General features: G+C 64.8%; 19 protein-coding genes and 1 pseudogene. 5 read left to right on the top strand and 15 right to left on the bottom strand.

The genetic code is table 11. The features are described from left to right. Together ASJ79_RS02190 and whiB1 are read left to right on the top strand one after the other, a co-directional pair. Positions 1-674: diacylglycerol kinase family protein (locus tag ASJ79_RS02190; protein WP_067952786.1), on the top strand; the 674-nt coding region annotated here is incomplete at its 5' end. A gap of 280 nt (positions 675-954) precedes the next feature. Continuing rightward, positions 955-1,209: a transcriptional regulator WhiB1 gene (gene whiB1 / locus ASJ79_RS02195; protein WP_003929142.1), complete on the top strand. Its 255-nt coding sequence runs from the start codon at positions 955-957 to the stop codon at positions 1,207-1,209. Positions 1,210-1,315: 106 nt separating this feature from the next. On the opposite strand, the gene ASJ79_RS02200 is transcribed toward whiB1, so the two are convergent. Together ASJ79_RS02200 and ASJ79_RS02205 are read right to left on the bottom strand one after the other, a co-directional pair. Beyond that, the gene (locus ASJ79_RS02200) at positions 1,316-2,806 is read right to left on the bottom strand and encodes a sensor histidine kinase (RefSeq protein WP_067952788.1); all 1,491 of its coding nucleotides are present in this window, start codon (positions 2,804-2,806) and stop codon (positions 1,316-1,318) included. 60 nt (positions 2,807-2,866) lie between these two features. Next, positions 2,867-3,082 (bottom strand): biotin/lipoyl-binding carrier protein, encoded by a 216-nt coding sequence (locus ASJ79_RS02205; RefSeq protein ID WP_006245864.1) that lies wholly within the window; start codon positions 3,080-3,082, stop codon positions 2,867-2,869. A 182-nt stretch (positions 3,083-3,264) separates the two neighbouring features. Between ASJ79_RS02205 and ASJ79_RS34915 the strand changes: the two genes are divergently transcribed. Continuing rightward, positions 3,265-3,339, top strand: coding sequence for a 50S ribosomal protein bL37 (locus ASJ79_RS34915; protein ID WP_085976515.1), 75 nt, complete (start codon positions 3,265-3,267; stop codon positions 3,337-3,339). 72 nt (positions 3,340-3,411) lie between these two features. On the opposite strand, the gene rsrA is transcribed toward ASJ79_RS34915, so the two are convergent. Next, positions 3,412-3,720, bottom strand: coding sequence for a mycothiol system anti-sigma-R factor (rsrA, locus tag ASJ79_RS02210; protein WP_067952790.1), 309 nt, complete (start codon positions 3,718-3,720; stop codon positions 3,412-3,414). Further along, a complete protein-coding gene (locus tag ASJ79_RS02215) occupies positions 3,717-4,379 on the bottom strand; it encodes a sigma-70 family RNA polymerase sigma factor (RefSeq protein ID WP_197420042.1) in 663 nt (220 codons plus the stop codon). The genes rsrA and ASJ79_RS02215 overlap by 4 nt, the downstream gene beginning before the upstream one ends. 228 nt (positions 4,380-4,607) lie before the next feature. Here ASJ79_RS02215 and ybaK point away from each other — a divergent pair, with 228 nt between their 5' ends. Together ybaK and ASJ79_RS02225 are read left to right on the top strand one after the other, a co-directional pair. Continuing rightward, entirely contained in the window at positions 4,608-5,099 is a 492-nt protein-coding gene (gene ybaK, locus ASJ79_RS02220) for a Cys-tRNA(Pro) deacylase (RefSeq protein ID WP_067952814.1), read from the top strand. 10 nt (positions 5,100-5,109) lie between these two features. Further along, a complete protein-coding gene (locus tag ASJ79_RS02225; RefSeq protein ID WP_067952793.1) occupies positions 5,110-5,955 on the top strand; it encodes an NAD(P)-dependent oxidoreductase in 846 nt (281 codons plus the stop codon). Here the strand turns inward: ASJ79_RS02225 and ASJ79_RS30625 are convergent. The 11 genes and pseudogenes from ASJ79_RS30625 to ASJ79_RS32995 all read right to left on the bottom strand — a co-directional run. Beyond that, on the bottom strand, positions 5,952-6,359 hold the full coding sequence (locus tag ASJ79_RS30625) for a cupin domain-containing protein (protein WP_082753616.1): 408 nt from the start codon (positions 6,357-6,359) through the stop codon (positions 5,952-5,954). The genes ASJ79_RS02225 and ASJ79_RS30625 overlap by 4 nt on opposite strands. Before the next feature lie 25 nt (positions 6,360-6,384). Next, positions 6,385-7,329, bottom strand: a complete 945-nt coding sequence (locus tag ASJ79_RS02235; RefSeq protein ID WP_082753617.1) for a flavin reductase — start codon at positions 7,327-7,329, stop codon at positions 6,385-6,387. 3 nt (positions 7,330-7,332) lie between these two features. Next, positions 7,333-8,478 (bottom strand): LLM class flavin-dependent oxidoreductase, encoded by a 1,146-nt coding sequence (locus ASJ79_RS02240; RefSeq protein WP_067952800.1) that lies wholly within the window; start codon positions 8,476-8,478, stop codon positions 7,333-7,335. A 117-nt stretch (positions 8,479-8,595) separates the two neighbouring features. Continuing rightward, positions 8,596-10,233: an amidohydrolase gene (locus ASJ79_RS02245; protein ID WP_067952802.1), complete on the bottom strand. Its 1,638-nt coding sequence runs from the start codon at positions 10,231-10,233 to the stop codon at positions 8,596-8,598. Continuing rightward, positions 10,230-11,441: a CdaR family transcriptional regulator gene (locus ASJ79_RS02250; RefSeq protein WP_156448249.1), complete on the bottom strand. Its 1,212-nt coding sequence runs from the start codon at positions 11,439-11,441 to the stop codon at positions 10,230-10,232. Before ASJ79_RS02250 ends, ASJ79_RS02245 begins: the two co-directional genes overlap by 4 nt. Beyond that, a complete protein-coding gene (locus tag ASJ79_RS02255) occupies positions 11,441-12,592 on the bottom strand; it encodes an ABC transporter ATP-binding protein (RefSeq protein ID WP_067952806.1) in 1,152 nt (383 codons plus the stop codon). Before ASJ79_RS02255 ends, ASJ79_RS02250 begins: the two co-directional genes overlap by 1 nt. Before the next feature lie 53 nt (positions 12,593-12,645). After that, positions 12,646-13,437 (bottom strand): ABC transporter permease, encoded by a 792-nt coding sequence (locus ASJ79_RS02260; protein WP_067952808.1) that lies wholly within the window; start codon positions 13,435-13,437, stop codon positions 12,646-12,648. 9 nt (positions 13,438-13,446) lie between these two features. After that, complete coding sequence (locus ASJ79_RS02265) at positions 13,447-14,334, bottom strand: ABC transporter permease (RefSeq protein ID WP_197420044.1); 888 nt, start codon at positions 14,332-14,334, stop codon at positions 13,447-13,449. Between the two features lie 38 nt (positions 14,335-14,372). Next, a complete protein-coding gene (locus tag ASJ79_RS02270; protein WP_082753620.1) occupies positions 14,373-15,434 on the bottom strand; it encodes an extracellular solute-binding protein in 1,062 nt (353 codons plus the stop codon). 372 nt (positions 15,435-15,806) lie between these two features. Continuing rightward, on the bottom strand, positions 15,807-16,529 hold the full coding sequence (locus tag ASJ79_RS02275; protein WP_231750686.1) for a YqjF family protein: 723 nt from the start codon (positions 16,527-16,529) through the stop codon (positions 15,807-15,809). A gap of 33 nt (positions 16,530-16,562) precedes the next feature. Beyond that, positions 16,563-16,745, bottom strand: a pseudogene (locus ASJ79_RS32995) (hypothetical protein); the annotation flags it as partial.

Below are 16,745 nucleotides of genomic sequence, written 5' to 3' on the forward strand. Positions count from 1 at the left end.
CCAACGTGTTCGCCCGCGCGCTGGGCATCAGCGCCGACCCGATCGAGGCCACCAACCAGCTCGTCGACCTGCTCGGCGGATACCGGCGCGGCGGGGCCTGGCGTCGCATCGGGCTGATGGACTGTCAGGAGCGCTGGGCGGTGTTCACCGCCGGGATGGGCGTCGACGGCGATGTCGTCGCCGCGGTCGAGGCGCAGCGGGCGCGGGGCCGCAGGGTCACCGCGTCGCGCTACATCCGGGTGGCGATCCGGGAAGTGCTGGCCAGCGCACGCAAGGAGCCGACCCTGACGCTGCACCTGCCCGACCGGGAGCCCGTTGCCGGCGTCCATTTCGCGTTCGTGTCGAACTCCAGCCCGTGGACCTACGCCAACGCCCGCCCGGTCTGGACCAACCCGGACACGACGTTCGAGACGGGGCTGGGGGTGTTCGCGACGACGAGCATGAACGTCTGGGCGAATCTGGGCCTGGTGCGGCAGATGATCTCCCGCGAACCGAAGTTGACGGCCCGGCATCTGGTCCGCGACGACGACCTGCCGTGGCTGCAGGTGACGAGCGACGCACCGGTCGCGTGCCAGATCGACGGAGATTACGTCGGGGAGCGCGAAACCATGCGGTTCACGGCGGTGCCGAACGCTCTGCGGGTGGTCGCGCCGCTACCGAAAATGGGCCGCTGATCGCCCTTGAGCTGCGCAGACAGGCGCTGTGACGAAATAGGCGCGCATGATTTAGGGCGCAGGTGGGTAGAGCCTAGTACAACGGAGTTAGGGGCCGGCGAACGGTCCTCCGTAGTGAGATAGCCCACGAGTTAACGAAGTTCTATTGACATCTGTTCAGCCTGTGAAAGCATCGTGTGCAACAGCGCAGAAACATTTGGTGCGCTTGCGTTAACAGCCGAAGTAAAGCCCGTGCGTCCTGCTGCGCACAGATGAACACATTGACGAGGAGTTTGATCTTATGGATTGGCGCCACAAGGCGGTCTGTCGTGACGAGGATCCGGAACTGTTCTTCCCGGTCGGAAACAGCGGCCCGGCGCTCGCCCAGATTGCTGACGCGAAGCTCGTGTGCAACCGCTGCCCGGTGACCGCAGAGTGCCTGAGCTGGGCTTTGGAGTCCGGACAGGATGCCGGCGTGTGGGGCGGGATGAGCGAGGACGAGCGTCGCGCACTCAAGCGTCGCAACGCCCGGACGAAGGCCCGCACCGGAGTCTGAGCCTTTCCCGGCATACACAGCGACGGCCCCGACAAATGTCGGGGCCGTAACTTTGTGCAATCAATTGAATTGAATTCCCCGCACTTAACAAAAATGGCACGCCGCGTCAGTATTGGCTGACTCGGACCCGTCTGCCGATCGGCACTCGCAGAATCACATCGGTGCCCCCGGCGGCCGCGTTGTGCATACCGAGTGAGCCGTCCAGCTCCGCCGCGACGAGGGTGCGCACGATCTGCAGGCCGAGCCGGTCGGACTTCTCCAGACTGAAGCCGTCCGGCAGCCCGCGACCGTCGTCGTGGACCACCACGTCGAGCCAGCGCGCGGAGCGCTGCGCCCGAATCGTCACGCAGCCCTGCGGCGCGGTCGCGTCGAAGGCGTGCTCGATCGCGTTCTGGACCAGTTCGGTGATGACCATGATCAGCGCGGTGGCGCGGTCGGCGTCGAGCACGCCGAGCTCGCCGATGCGGTTGATCCGGATCGGATAGTCCACTGCGGCAACGTCGTTCATGATCGGCAGGATGCGGTCGATCACCTCGTCGAGGTTGACCTCCTCGTCGACGGACATCGATAGCGCGTCGTGCACCAGCGCGATCGACGAGACCCGGCGCACGGACTCCATCAGCGCCTCGCGCCCCTCCGGATTGTTCGTCCGGCGCGCCTGCAGGCGCAGCAGCGCCGCCACGGTCTGCAGGTTGTTCTTCACGCGGTGGTGGATCTCGCGGATCGTCGCGTCCTTGGACAGCAGTGCGCGATCCCGGCGCTTGACCTCGGTGACGTCGCGGATGAGCACGGCGGCGCCCATGGCCACTCCATGCGCCTCCAGCGGCAGCGTGCGCAGCAGAACGGTGGCTCCCCCGGCGTCCACCTCCATCCGCATGCTCGAGCCGCCGGCGAGCGAATCACGGACGTGATTGGCCAGTTCCTGCGCCTCGAACGGATCCGAGATCAACGGGCGGGTGACGCTGACGAGGTCGTGGCCCTCCAGCTCGGCGGTCAGGCCCATCCGGTGATACGCCGAGATCGCGTTCGGGCTGGCGAACGTGACCACACCCGCCTCGTCCAGCCGGATGAAGCCGTCGCCGACGCGGGGGCTGGACCGCGACATCGCGAGGTCGCCCACGTTGGGGAAGGTGCCTTCGGAGAGCATCTGCAGCAAGTCGCGTGCGCACTCGACGTACGCCGCTTCCAGCGGGCTGACCTGCCGCGGCGCCTGTGACGTCTGATGCGTCAGCACCGCGACCACGTCGTTGCCGTGGCGCACGGGCACGGCCTCGACGTCGAGCCCCGGCGCACCGCGCTCACTGTCCACGGTGACGCGCCCGATGTCACCGGACCGGAACGCCGCGGCCACGATCGGGATGTCCTCGGGTTCGGCCAGGCTGCCGACCGCGTCGGCGAGCAGCACGGTCGGGGCGGTGTTCGGGCGGACCTGCGCGACACACACCAGCGCGCCGTCGTCGCGGCGCACCCACATCAGGTAGTCGGCGAACGAGAGATCCGCCAGCAACTGCCACTCACCCACCACGGCGTGCAAATGATCCACCGCGTTGCCGGGCAGCACGGTGTGCTCGGCGAGCAGGTCACCGAGGGTGGACATGGCTTACGTCTGCGATATCGGTCGACAAGTGAGGAGCAAAACGACCCGGCCGGACCGGCGCTAGCTGATGACCGCGATCAGATCGCCGGCCTGGATGACGTCGCCGACGGACACACTGACCTTGCTGACGGTGCCTGCGACCTCGGCGAGCACCGGGATCTCCATCTTCATCGACTCGAGCAGCACCAGGGTGTCGCCTTCACCGATCTGATCGCCTTCGTGAACCACGACCTCGAGCACACTGGCCACGATTTCCGCGCGAACATCCTCGGCCATCTTCACCCCACTCACTTCCACTGGTGCTTTGACCGGTCTATCGAACCACACGGCCTGTGAGATGTCGCCGGTCACAGCCCGCGGCGGCAACGGTGTCGCCGACGCGTGCGACAATGGGTTCAACGCGTCCCGCACTGCGGGGCGGTTCCCGTCAAGACCCGATCGACTACCGGAGGTACACCATGGCCAAGCGTGGCCGTAAAAAGCGCGACCGTAAGCATTCGAAGGCCAACCACGGCAAGCGGCCCAACTCCTGACCGTTCGCCACCACGTTCCGCCCGGTACTCGTCAGAGGCCGGGCGGTCGTCGTTCCGGGGTGGCGCCCAGGCTCAGCTGTTCCGGATGATCGTGGTCCGGCTGATCTGGATGCGCAACCGTTCGCGCAACCCCTCGGGAGCCCGCTCACCGCTGCACTTGGTGGCGATCAGCCGCTTGACCCGCTCCTCGATGCCGTAATGCCGCAGGCAGGACGGGCACTCCTCGAGGTGATGGCGCAGCTTGTCCCGGGTTTCGGGGGTGCATTCGCCGTCGAGCAGCGTCCACACCTCGGCGATCACCGCAGCGCATTCGGGGTGCTCGGGATCGACGGGCCCGACCGGCGGGCGCCAGCGATCCTCGGGGTTCTCGATGTCGCTCATGACGTGACCTCCTCCGGCGCGTCGAACTGCTCACCCCGGATGAATCCGCGGTCGCGGGCCACGTCGGCCAACAACTCCCGCAGTTGGCGTCTGCCGCGGTGCAGCCGCGACATCACCGTTCCGATCGGCGTGTCCATGATCTCGGCGATCTCCTTGTACGGGAATCCTTCGACGTCGGCGTAGTAGACCGCCATCCGGAAGTCCTCGGGAAGCGCCTGCAGCGCTTCCTTGATCTCACTGTCCGGAAGCGATTCGAGTGCTTCCACCTCGGCCGACCGCAGCCCCGTCGACGAGTGCTCGGCGTTGGCCGCCAGCTGCCAGTCGGTGATCTCCTCGGTCGGGTACTCCGACGGTTGGCGCTGCTTCTTGCGGTAGCTGTTGATGTAGGTGTTGGTCAGGATCCGGTACAGCCAGGCCTTGAGATTGGTGCCCGCCCGGAACGAGCGGAAACCGGAGTAGGCCTTGACCATCGTCTCCTGCAGCAGATCCTCGGCGTCGGCCGGATTGCGCGTCATGCGCAGCGCGCCGCCGTAGAGCTGGTCGAGCAGCGGGATGGCGTCACGCTCGAACCGGGCCGTCAGCTCGGCGTCGGTCTCCTCGCGGGTTGGGTCTTCTGCGTCGAGGGTCGCCTCCGTGGCCGACCCACTCGTGTCTGTCATCCTGGGGAACACCGTCCCTTCTGTAGCGGCGCCGCCGATCACGTCCAGTGGTCGCACCGGACTCGATGGGGCTTCCATGGCCAACACTGGCACCTTCAATCCCCTTCTGACGATCCTAAAGGCTGACACCGACTACAGCCGCTGAGCGGGCAGGAGGCCCGTCAGAGCTGCTGTGAACAACAGCGGTCACCGGGGCGGTTGTTCCCACACCGGCCCTAGGCTGTGCCGGTGGCACGTGCAGCGACACCGGCGATCGCGGCTCTGGTGGCTGCGGGCATCCCCCATGAGGTCTTCCAGTACCGGCACGATCCCCGCAGCGAGTCCTTCGGTGAGGAAGCGGTCGACGAACTCGCGACGTCAAATGGGCTCGAACCCGCCCAGATCCTCAAGACGCTGGTGGTCGCGCTGCCCAAGGGGCTGGGTGTCGCGGTGCTGCCGGTGCCGTCGAAGCTGTCGCTGAAGGCCGCCGCCGCGGCGCTGGGCGCGGCGAAGGCGACGATGGCCGACCCGGCCGACGCGCAGCGCTCGTCCGGGTACGTCGTGGGCGGCATCTCCCCGCTCGGCCAGCGCCGGGCTCTGCCCACCGTCGTCGACTCGTCGGCGCTGCGGTGGGACCGGGTGCTGTGCAGCGCCGGCAAACGCGGCTGGGACATCGCGCTGGATCCGCATGACCTGGTGCGCCTGACCAATGCCGTCACCGCCGACATCTGCGCGCTCTAGGGTGGGCCCCATGTCGCTTGCCGGGAAGACCATGTTCATTTCGGGCGCCAGCCGCGGTATCGGGCTGGCCATCGCCAAACGGGCGGCGGCCGACGGCGCCAACATCGCGCTGGTGGCCAAGACCGCCGAGCCGCACCCGAAGCTGCCCGGCACCGTCTACACCGCGGCCAGGGAGATCGAGGAGGCCGGCGGTCAGGCGTTGCCGATCGTCGGTGACGTGCGCGACGGGGATTCGGTGGCCGCTGCGGTGGCCGCGGCCGTCGAGCAGTTCGGCGGCATCGACATCTGCGTCAACAACGCCTCGGCCATCAACCTCGGCTCGATCGAGGAGGTACCGCTCAAGCGCTTCGATCTAATGAACGGCATCCAGGTGCGCGGCACCTACGCGGTGTCGCAGGCCTGCATCCCGCACATGAAGGGCCGCGACAACCCGCACATCCTGACGCTCTCCCCGCCGGTGCTGTTGGAGTCCAAGTGGCTGCGGCCCACCCCGTACATGATGGCGAAGTTCGGGATGACGTTGTGCGCGTTGGGAATCGCCGAAGAACTGCGGGATGCGGGCATCGCCTCGAACACCCTGTGGCCCCGCACCATGGTGGCCACCGCCGCCGTACAGAACCTGCTGGGCGGCGACGAGTCGATGGCGCGGTCGCGCAAGCCCGAGGTGTATTCCGATGCGGCGTACGCGGTCCTGACCAAGCCGTCGAGCTACACCGGCAACACGCTGCTGTGCGAGGACGTGCTGCTGGAGAACGGGGTCACCGATCTGTCGGTGTACGACTGCGTACCCGGTTCCGACCTCGGCGTGGACTTCTGGGTGGACTCGGCCAATCCCCCGGGCTACCAAAAGAGTTAGTCGCCCCCGTCTATGAACTCCTTCGCGATCTTTTCGAACACGCCCTCAGGGAAGACGATCAGGATCGCCACGCCTTCATCGAAGGTGCGGGCGCTATGTGGGACCCCCACGGGGGTATAGACGGCGGTACCGGCTGTGACCATCTGTGTGCGGTCGCCGACACGAAGTTCGCAGCTACCTTCGAGGATGTAGTACAACTCCCCCATATTGGGATGCCGATGCAGCGGGTGGTAAGAGTGTGGCTCCATGCGGAACCGAAATACGCACAGATCCGGTGACCCGTTGATCTTGTGGCTGATCAATTCACGGGTCCAACCTGAATCGGAATCGTTGGTGTATCCGTGGATAGGAACCTCAGCGATATCCGCAATGTTACTGATGACTATTTGGGCGGGCTCGGTCATGTAGCGACTCCTCGTGGAGATGCGATCAGGCGTGGGTATTGGGACGAAGCTGGCCGGAGCTGACAAAGCGCCCGCCGTGGTTGATCAGTGCGTCAGTCTGATGATGTGACACCGCCAGCACCTCGCCGACGAACATGGTGTGTGTCGACGCGCTGACCCGGTCGCGTGTCACAAGTTCGAACACCGCAGCAGATCCGTCCAGCACCGGCGCGCCGCCCAATCCTGGTGTCCAGTTGACGCCTTCAAATTTGTCCGGCAATTTGGACGCGAAGCGCATCGCAACCTCCTCCTGGTCTGCGGCGAGGACGTTGACTGCAAAGTAGCCGGCTCGCATCAGGACGCCATGGCTGGCGGAATCGTGTGCGACGCAGACCAAAACGAGCGGCGGTTCAAGCGAAATGCTGGTGAACGCGTTCACCAGCAGACCTCGTTGCTCAGTGTCATCAGCCGCCGTCACGACGGTCACTCCGGTGATGAAGTTGCGGTGCGCAGCACGTAGATCGTCTGCCGACACACGCACCGCGTTGGCCGGCGTTTGCACATTCAGCGAGCTGACCCCCAATGCCTCCAAAAGATCCCGGGCATCGTAAGACACCCATTCCTCCACGACGAGACCTCCGGAGAACCGGCAGCTGGTGAACCCACAAACGTCGACTCGGCGCCCCGTCGCGGGCACCTCGAGGAACGTTCCGGCTTGTCGCCCTGTGGTCCGCCAACGAAACCCGAACCGATCGTCGTCGCCGACCACCTCTGTAATCTCGGTGACCGCGTCGGGGAACGCCCGCCGCAGGTCGAGAATGGACTGCTGCAGATCGTCCAGGCTCATCCTGTCGCCCAGCACCGCATGCCGGCTGGAGTGCCGGACATAGTCACGCGCCATCACCTCGTCGAACGCCACCACGTCGCCTTGGTTCCAGGCTCGCTCCCATGCGTGAAAGTAGCGGGAACGGTTAGTCGTGTCTCCCTGCATGATTCACTGCCCCCCTCCGAAGTGCGGCATGACTTGATCAGCGAGCAGCCTCTGACTGGCCATCATCTGCTCGTAGGTTACGAAAGGCAGCGCCCAGTAGCCCACCACGTGCTTGATGCCGGCGTCCTCGTAGCGCTGGATCTGCTCGACGACTTCGTCGGGAGTGCCGACGAAGCACCACTGCCGCGATACGAGGAAGTCGTACCAGTCAGCTTCCCGGTCCCACTGGGTCAGTTCGTCGCCGGGCGCCAGAAACGCTTCCCGGCTGCTCCAGACCGAGGAGTAACCGCCCGATATTTTCCGCATCAGCTCGTTGACCGATGGGCGCAGAACGGCTTCGGCTTCGGCCGATGTCCGTGCGACAAACGTCGGACGCATCACTCCGAAGCTGGGCTCCCGCATCGCGCCGGGTACGAAACTCTCACGGTAACGTTTCAATACGCTGGTGCTCAAGCCCAACGTCTGGGCGAAGGAGATCACGCCTAGCCCCCTCTCTGCGGCGGCGACCGTCGAACTGGCGGAGTCGGCCATGACGTATGACGGTGGGTTGGGCTGCTGAAAGGGCTTGGGCAGTACGCTCAGGCCGACCAGTTCACCGTCGGCGGTGTAGTGATCAGGATCGAAACTGTCGGGGTTCACGGACTGGTCGAACCAGCCCGCAACGGGGAACTGGTAGAACTGACCTCTGTGCCGCAGCGGTTTCGGGCCCCACGCGTTGCGGATCACATCATAGGACTCCCAGAACAACGCATGAACACGTCCGCCGTCGCGACGATCTGCGTCCGCGTTGAAGTTTCCGTTGACCCGGCTGTTGAGGCCACGGATCATCCCGAAATCGACACGACCCCCGGTCATGTGGTCGAGGGTAGCGACATCCTCTGCGACTCGGATGGGATGCCAGTCGGGAAGACATACGCCGCACTGCCCGATACGGAGTCGCTCGGTCAGGCTTGCGGCAAACGCACCGAACATCACGGGGTTGGTCGGCGTCGGCTGCAGCCAGCCATCCCAGAAGAAGTGATGCTCAGCGACCCAGACTCCGGTGAAGCCCGCTGCCTCCATCATCAGGAGGGTCCCACGCCATTCGTCGATGGGTGGGTAGTTGGACACGTCACCGGAATGCACCAGCAATCCACTGTCGAATCGCATGTAAGTTTCCTTCGCTCATGGTGTGGCTTCGAATCTAGGAACACAGTCGCATCACATCGAGATGCACGGGCACAGCATTCGGCGAGGACCCGTGTGATGGTGCACAAGCGATGTGAATCACGCTGAGTGGACTAGGTCGCCGTCGACGTACACCTCTGCGACAGCCGTCTCGCGCAGCATCCGTATCGGGTCTGTGGTCGGGTCCCGGTCGAGGACGACCAGATCCGCACGCTTACCTGGCTCGACCGACCCAACGAGATCGTCGATTCCCAGCGCCCTAGCACCCTCAATGGTGTGCAGGCGCAACGCCTCGGCGAAGGTAATCGCCTCCTGCGGCTCCACAATGCGGTCGTAATAGCTTCGACGTTCCAGACACTCGAGAATGGACAACAACGGATTCGATTGACCCACCTCGTATCCCAGTGCGATATCCGAACTGGCAGCCGGCACTACACCGTTGTCGAGCATGGTCCGCAACGGCAACCTGCCGTGCAGCGCGACGTCACCGAGGAGCATGGGGACGAAGTCGGCGACGAAGTTCCGCAAGAAATGCGGCTGTAGAACCGGAATGACGTTGGTGCGGCGCCAACGGTCCAGATCTTCGATGCAACCCAATATGTTGCCGGCGTGCTCGATCCGAACTCGCCGGTGCCCGAATGGGTTCCCCGCATGTTCGATGGCGGCGAGAACTTCGTCTTGAGCCCGGGCACCATTGCCGTGCACCGCCAACTGCAAGTCGGCATCGCGAACCAGGGTCAGCACGTCATGCAGTTGCGCCTCAGTCAGATTGAGTCGGCCGCGGTAGTGCCGGTGCGGAGCATGGTCCTCGACGTAGGCGGTACGGGTGGCGGCGTTACGTGACGAATATCCGCCATCGGCGAACATCTTGAGTCCTGCAACACGCATCCGCGAAGAGCCAGCGGCACTTCGGTACCCGCTTGCCCACCGCACCGCTTCACCAAGCGGCAGCCCGCTCGGCACGATGAGGTATGCCGTGACCCGACCAGCGAGCTCTCTTAAGCTCACCAGAGCGTCGAGCATCTCGACTTCAGCTGTGCTCTCGGCCATTTCGCCAATCGTTGTCACGCCGAAGCGGAGAAGCTCCTCGCTGTACGTCGTCCGAACTGCCGCGTGCTGTTCCTCTTCCGATAGTTCGGGCACCGGCAGCATGGCATCGATCTCGGCCACCACGCCCGTCGGCCGCCCGTCCTCGTCGACCTCGACCACCGGCGCACCCCAGCCACCGGCGGCACCGCCGAGGAATCGTTCGACGCGTGCGAGTTCCAGCGCCCGGCTATTGAGCACGGATGTATGACCGCCGCACTGAAGCTGGATCGGAAGGGTGCGGCTGACCCGATCGAGTTCGTCGCGGGTGGGTAGCCTGCGCTCGGCGAGTTTCTGGTCGAAGAACAGGTTGCCGTAACCACGCAACCACCCACCGAGAGCATTGCCTTCGGTGAGCCCGTCACGGAGGGCGTCCAGCACATCGGCGATCGTCTGGATACCCGGGACGCGGCAGTCCACTCCGTATCGCGATCCGGTGGCCACATGTCCGAGATGAACGTGTGGGTCCACGAAGCCCGGAACCACGAGCGCGGATCCGTGATCGACCCGCCGGACGTCCGCACCGTGCAGGCCGGCCGCGACCTCCGGTCCACCGACCGCGTCGATCACACCGTCGCGGACCACGACTGTGCTGGCTTCGCCCTGAGCCGAGACGCACATGATCCGTCCGGTGAGCACGAGCGTGGTCATCGGTTCTCCTCCTTGTGATGCGCCAACTTCCACGATCGCAGTGCTACGTAGACCTCGACGATGTCGCGCGGCAGCCGCAACGAGCGGCCGGTGAGTTCCTCGAACTGGCGTATCCGGTTGATCACGGTGTTGCGGTGCAAGTGCAGCTTTGTGGCCGTCTCGGCCGGTGAGCCCGAGCCTTGCAGGTGCACTTCAATCGTCTGTAAGAGTCGTTCGAAATCATCGCGGCCGCGGGCATTTAGCATTGGACGAAGCAAATCGTCAGCAACCACGCCACAAAGGTCTGGGGCACTCGAGATAACCGCATCGACCTTGTGATCGTCGAATGCGGCCAGCCGGGGACCGCCGGCAGACCCTAGGGTTGCCAATGCCGCCTGTGCCAGCCATCGGGTGTCGCCAAGCTCGGCTATATCCGTCACCACGCGGCCGAGCCCGATCGGGAAATCGGCGGCTTGGGCGATCAACTCCTGCGTCTCAGCGAAGGACTTGGTCCGAAGCGCGATGACACCGACGGTCTCCTCGTGGGTCCGGACCCAGATGCTGCGGAGCCCCCGTGCAGCGAGTTGCGCCTGCAAGCGCTCGGCGTTGAAGTCCGGTCGATGAATGGGGCCCATCGTTGCCAGGACGTACTGCCCGGGCGCATAGAAGCCCAGTTGCGCCGCGAGGTCATAGGTGTGCCTGACCAGTGGTCCCGTTCGCAGAACCGCCTCCACGAACGCCAACTCACGGCCACGGAATGTCGCCTGCGCTGAGCCGTCGTTCGCACGGTAAGCCTCGGCCACGCGCACCGACACGCTGTCGATGACGTCCCAGACGCGGCCGGCGCCGACCATGAGGAGATACTCGAACTCCTCGCGGCCCTGTGCTTCCGACCAATCGAGCATCGCCTCCCACAGAAAGCGGTAGTCCGCCCTGAGCACCCGCAGCACGGCCTCCAGAGGCACCCGCGCGCGTGCACTCCGCGCCCCGACTCGTTCGGGATGCGCAATGACATCCTGCTCCAGCGGCAACTGGCCGACCTCGCCGAGCACAAGACGCATACAGAGTGCGCTGTCACGCAGCGTCGCCTCCAACGGCACCAGCTGGCGATAGGTGAGCTCGTGCTCCGCGACCCACTCCGCGGAGTGTTGAGACAGCTTCTCCAGACATTCGTTGAGGTCTCGAGCCATCTGTGCGATGACCTCGTCGCCCCTCTCAGAACTGCTCATCACCCGGCGCTGGTGACGTCGGCGAGCAGTATCGGGGTGGGCTGCGACGCATCACCGTCCGCTCGGCACCCGTCGTCCAGCCTCAGAAGGACCGCGTCGGAAACTTGCCAGCTGAGCGCGGCCTTTGCCCCGATACCGAGGTCGGTCGGCACCTGGCGGCTGGGCAGTGTGGCCGAGACCCGCTGGTCATCACACTCAATGATCAGCGTGGTCGATTTACCGTGGTACGCGCGCTCGCGGACGGTTCCGTCAAGGAAAGGACCTTCCTGTGTCTGCATCGCACTCACCATCGTCACGCTCACCGACTCAGGCCGGATCACGACGGCCACCTCGGTACCGTCGCGGGCCTGGCATCCCTCGGGATCGACCGGCAAGGCGTGCCCACCTGCTTCGACCACAGCACCGCCTGTCCGCCGGATAAGGCGCCCTCGAAAGACGTTTGCCTCGCCGACGAACTCGGCGACAAACAGATTGGCCGGCCGCTCGTAAAGCTGTTGCGGCGTGCCGTGCTGCACGATCCGACCCCGGTCGTACACCGCCACTGAGTCGCTCATCGACAGCGCCTCGTCCTGGTCGTGCGTGACATAGACGACCGTTGCGCCGAGACGCCGGACAAGTTCGATGATCTCCAGCTGCATCGTGGATCGAAGGTTCTTGTCAAGCGCACCGAGCGGCTCGTCCATCAGCAACAACTGCGGTTCGAAGACCATCGCCCGCGCGAGTGCCACACGCTGCTGCTGGCCGCCCGACAGTTCAGCCGGCAAGCGGTCAGCCAGATGACCGAGCTCGACGGTTTCCAGCGCGGCCGACGCCCGTCGCCGCGCCTCGGCACCGCGCACCCGTCGCATCCTGAGCGGGAACTCGACGTTCTTCACGATGCTGAGGTGCGGGAAGAGCGCGTAATTCTGGAAGACCATCCCCATATCGCGGTGATGCGGCGGCGTGTCGGTGATGTCCTTGCCATCGACGCGGATCGAACCCGAGTCGGGGGTGAGGAAGCCGGCGACCGCCCTCAAGGTCGTGGTCTTACCGGAGCCCGATGGACCCAGCAGGCTCAGGAAGTGTCCCTTGGGGAGCTCGATGCTGACATCATCGACGGCAACGAACCCGCCGTACTTCTTGGTCAGCCGGTCGATGGATAGATAAGCCATGGAGTCATTCCTCAGTTGCGGCAGGTGAATTCGTTGTCGACGTGCTGGCGTACCTACCGGCTTCGTCGCCGGGTACCTCGGGAGACCAGGCTGATGATGACCAGCAGAACCACGGTCAGCAGTGTGAGCATCGTGGATGCCGCGGCGATGGTCGGATCGATCCTGGTGCGCATCTCGACCCACATCACCATCGGCAGCGTCTGCACTTGCGTGCTGGTGAGAAAGGTAGCCACCACGATCTCGTCCCAGGAGACGATGAACGCGAACACGGCTCCGGCGAGCACACCGGGCATGATGAGCGGTAGCAGGATCCGCGCGAACACCTGCATAGGGTTTGCGCCCAAATTCGCCGCCGCAAGTGCCAAGTTGGGATCGAACGTTCGCAGACTCGTGCTGACGTTCAGGTAGACGTACGGGATCGCGAGCGCCGTGTGGGCGATCACGAGCCCCAGGGTGGTTCCGACCAGTCCCAACCTGGTGAGCAACAGGTAGAGCGCGACGGCGACCACGATGCTCGGGATGATCAGCGGAGACATCAGCGATACCGAGAGTGCACCCCATAGCGGACCCGTGCGGGTCAACATGCCGATCGCCAGCAGGGTGCCAAGAACCGTGGCGAGGATGGCCACCGTCGTGGCCACTTGGAAGCTGATGGTCATACCGTCGACCCAGGTAGGCTTGTCGAAGAATGAGCGGTACCACTGCAGCGACATCCCGTCCGTCGGCAATCGCATGCTGTTGCTTGTTGTGAACGACGTAGCCGCCATCACAACTAGCGGCGCGAAAAGGAAGCAGATCACCGCTCCGACTACGACGCGGACGAACCAACCGGGCCGCACATCCACGCTCCTCACCTACTTTCTCTCGGCTGATCCCATCGCTCGGCGCACGACTGGAGTGCGGTACAGAACGGCGACCGCTGCGAGCGTCGCGACCAGAAGTACGACGGCCAGAGCACTGCCGAATCCGAAGTCCAGAAACTCGCGGAAGTAAATGACGACAAGCTGGCTGAACATCTGGCTCGATGGCCCGCCCAGTAGCGCCGGCACGACGTAGAACCCAGCGCTGACCACGAAAACCAGTACGGTGCCTGTGAACACGCCCGGCATGCTCAATGGCAGGAACACGGCGCGGAACGCAGTGAAGGATGAGGCGCCCAACCCTCGCGCAGCATTGACCATGTCGAGGTCGATGCGCACCATCCCCGCGTATATCGGCAAGACCATGAACGGCAACATGATGTGGGTCAAGCCGATGACGACGGCCAAGTTGGTGCGGATCAGCGGCAACGGTTGTGACAGCAGTCCGAGGTCGATGAGCAGAGTGTTCAACACGCCTGAGTCCTGCAGGATCGTCGTCCACGAGAAGGTCCGTACCAGCCAGCTGGTCCAGAACGGTAGGAGGATCAGGGCCATCAACAGGTTGCGCATCGTGCTGCCGGACAGCCGCATGAGGTAGGCATAGGGATAGGCGAGCATGATGCAGGTAACGGACACGATCCCGGCGATGACAAGAGTGCGACCCAGGGTGCGCCAGTACAAACTGCCGTTCAGCAGCTCTGCGTAGTTGGCCGGAGACGGGTCGGTGAAGCTACGCAGCAACATCGCGACGAGTGGCCAGAAGAAGAACACCGTGAGGAACGCCAGAGCCGGGATGACAAGCAGAACAGCTAGTTTCGGTCGTCGCCGCGCGATCCGCACGGGCGCGGCGTCCGGGACATCCCGGCGTTGAATTGTGGTCACGCCGACGTCGTCACTTCCCGTTCGGCTCCCGGCCCGGGTCAGCCTAGGATCCATTCCTGGAGAAGCTTGGTCAACCGCTCGGCGTTGAAGTCGATCCAGCGGTCCACGTTATGCGGCGCGGCCGTGTCGGCGTGCGCCGCAGACAAGTTGCTTTCCGGCGACAGTTCAAGCTCCGCCCACGCGGCTTCGTTGGCCGGCGTGAAGGGGCCCAATTCCGCCAGCCCGGCGTTGACTTCCGCCGATGTGGAATAGGCGATGATGTCCATTGCGATGTCGCGGTGCGTGGTGCCCTTCACGATCGACATCTCACCGGGAAGCATGAAGTTGTCGCTCCACGCAATTCCGAGCGGTGCGCCGTCGGCTTGTGCACGGTCGACGTCGAGGCTCCAACAGTTGGCCATCACCACCTCGTTGTCTCTCAGCAGCTGTCCGCACTGGGCACCGCTCTCCCACCACACGATGGAGTCTCGAATAGACCCCAGCTTGGCCAAAGCACGGTCGGTGTCGAGCGGATAGAGGTCCTCGTGTGCCACGCCGTCAGCCAACAAGGCAGGTTCGAGGGTTCCGGCAGTGACGGCGTTCCAGAGTCCACGCTTGCCCGGGAACGTCTCCAGGTCGAAGAAGTCGGCCCAGTTCTCTGGCGCCTTACCGCCGAACGCATCCTCGCGGTAGGCCAATACGGTGGAGAAGATGTAGTAGGGCACGGAGTAGCCGTGGTCGGCCATCATCTTCAGTTCGGAGCACGGCACCTTCTCGCAGTCGATCTTCTCGAAGATGTCGGCTGGATCGTTCGACTCGGGCCCGCCGAGGAAGATGTCCCAAGTCGGGTTTCCGCTCTCGACCATGGCCTTGAGCTTGGCCATGTCCAGTTCGTCGTAGACGATGCGCACGTCCGGATGCTCGGCCATGTAACCGTCGAAGAAGGCGTCGTACTCCATCTCCTCGTAGACGCCCCCATAGCCCGCCACCGTCACGACCGTCTCGCCATCGCCGCCTGACATGTCGGTATTGATGCCGCATCCGCTCAACGCGGTAGCGAACAGCAGTGCTGCGGTCGCCCCAATAGTGGGAATCCGCCGAGCTACATGGACTTTCGCCATCTTGATCTCCCAAGGTCCGAAACGTTGAGTCAACCCTGCGCGACCAAGCAAATGGAAACTATGTGCACTGGTACAGCAGTTGGAGCCGTCGGATGTGCGTGTACCCTGCGCGAGCGCGACTCTGCAGTTTTCCCATTACAGGCGCATTTCGCAGAGCATTCGATTGCGTAAAAGCTGCCGTTTCTGCGGGCGCAATCGCGGTCCGCGGGCCCGCACATGACGATTCAAGTGTTTGCGATGTAAATCCCTGGGGCCGCTACTTGTGCTCGGCCAATCCCCCGGGCTACACCGGGCCCTGACGCGTTCGCGAGCGTGCCGTCACGGTAGCTGCCCGGGCTCGCCGAGCTACCGGGAGAGCACGCTCACGGCCAGTCACCGGGCGGGCCGTCCGAACCGCACCAGCACCCCGGGCGAGTACAGCGCACGCAGCGGCGGACCCGCGCACTCGACGCTTGCCGCCGCAACGAGTTCGTCACGCAGCTCGGTGATCTCGGCCTCCTGCAGCGCCCACATCGGGTGCGCGATCGGCACCCACCAGGTGCGGCCGGCCTTGCGGGTGTGCGCGCCCCACCGCGCGGTGAGCCAGACCTCCAGCGGCGTCGGTTCGACGGGTGCTCCGGCGTCCACCGTCATCTGGTTGCGCAGGCCGCGCCCGGGCCACCGGCGGACACTGGCGTACGAGACCGCACCGCCGGTGCGGGTCACGCTCATCTCGGCCCACGTGTAGGGCACCCCGAGCCCGACACGGGTCAGCGGCACGACCGCCAACCGTTCGGTCTCCAGCGACCGGAACAGCACTCCGTGCCTGCCGGCGTCGTCGACCGAATAGAGCCGCACGTTGGTCTCGGCGAACGATCCGAAGTACGGAAGCGGGGCTGTCGTGCCGAGTCGGGAGTGCCGCACGACGAACGGGAGCAGGCCGACGTAGGTGCGGCCGTCGAAGACATCCGGGCGGGTGCCGGGTGGGAAGAGGTCCGCGACGCCGGCCGGGTCGACCGGCCAGTGCAGAAACGTGACGTCGGCCCAGATCTGCTCCAGCAGCACCGGGCGCGGCAGCGGTGGCGCACCCACCACCTCATCGTGGCACGCTGACACCATGGCCTCCTCGACAATCTGGTCCGCCGGGCGCTACGACGCCGTCGGGGACCGCATCGCCCCGATCGCCGAGCTCGTCGTCGACGCCGCGGCGTAGAAGTAGAGAAAGATGCGGTTGAGCGCGAGACGCTCGTCGTCGAGCGGCACCACGCTCTCCAGAACTCGTTGCAGCCGCTGCAGTTCGGTCTCGGCCGGCTCGGATTCCAGCCTTTTCAG

Source organism: Mycobacterium sp. NAZ190054 (genome assembly GCF_001545925.1).
Taxonomy (GTDB): Bacteria; Actinomycetota; Actinomycetes; order Mycobacteriales; family Mycobacteriaceae; genus Mycobacterium.

Bases quoted from the DNA above. Each gene is read 5' to 3' on its own strand.
- ASJ79_RS02245 (WP_067952802.1), bottom strand. From the start codon at position 10,233: ATGACCACGCTCGTGCTCACCGGACGGATCATGTGCGTCTCGGCTCAG.
- ASJ79_RS02255 (WP_067952806.1), bottom strand. From the start codon at position 12,592: ATGGCTTATCTATCCATCGACCGGCTGACCAAGAAGTACGGCGGGTTC.
- ASJ79_RS30625 (WP_082753616.1), bottom strand. From the start codon at position 6,359: ATGACCGAGCCCGCCCAAATAGTCATCAGTAACATTGCGGATATCGCT.
- rsrA (WP_067952790.1), bottom strand. From the start codon at position 3,720: ATGAGCGACATCGAGAACCCCGAGGATCGCTGGCGCCCGCCGGTCGGG.
- ASJ79_RS02250 (WP_156448249.1), bottom strand. From the start codon at position 11,441: ATGAGCAGTTCTGAGAGGGGCGACGAGGTCATCGCACAGATGGCTCGA.
- ASJ79_RS02225 (WP_067952793.1), top strand. From the start codon at position 5,110: ATGTCGCTTGCCGGGAAGACCATGTTCATTTCGGGCGCCAGCCGCGGT.
- ASJ79_RS02240 (WP_067952800.1), bottom strand. From the start codon at position 8,478: ATGCGATTCGACAGTGGATTGCTGGTGCATTCCGGTGACGTGTCCAAC.
- whiB1 (WP_003929142.1), top strand. From the start codon at position 955: ATGGATTGGCGCCACAAGGCGGTCTGTCGTGACGAGGATCCGGAACTG.
- ASJ79_RS02235 (WP_082753617.1), bottom strand. From the start codon at position 7,329: ATGCAGGGAGACACGACTAACCGTTCCCGCTACTTTCACGCATGGGAG.
- ASJ79_RS02270 (WP_082753620.1), bottom strand. From the start codon at position 15,434: ATGGCGAAAGTCCATGTAGCTCGGCGGATTCCCACTATTGGGGCGACC.
- ASJ79_RS02200 (WP_067952788.1), bottom strand. From the start codon at position 2,806: ATGTCCACCCTCGGTGACCTGCTCGCCGAGCACACCGTGCTGCCCGGC.
- ASJ79_RS02215 (WP_197420042.1), bottom strand. From the start codon at position 4,379: ATGACAGACACGAGTGGGTCGGCCACGGAGGCGACCCTCGACGCAGAA.
- ASJ79_RS02205 (WP_006245864.1), bottom strand. From the start codon at position 3,082: ATGGCCGAGGATGTTCGCGCGGAAATCGTGGCCAGTGTGCTCGAGGTC.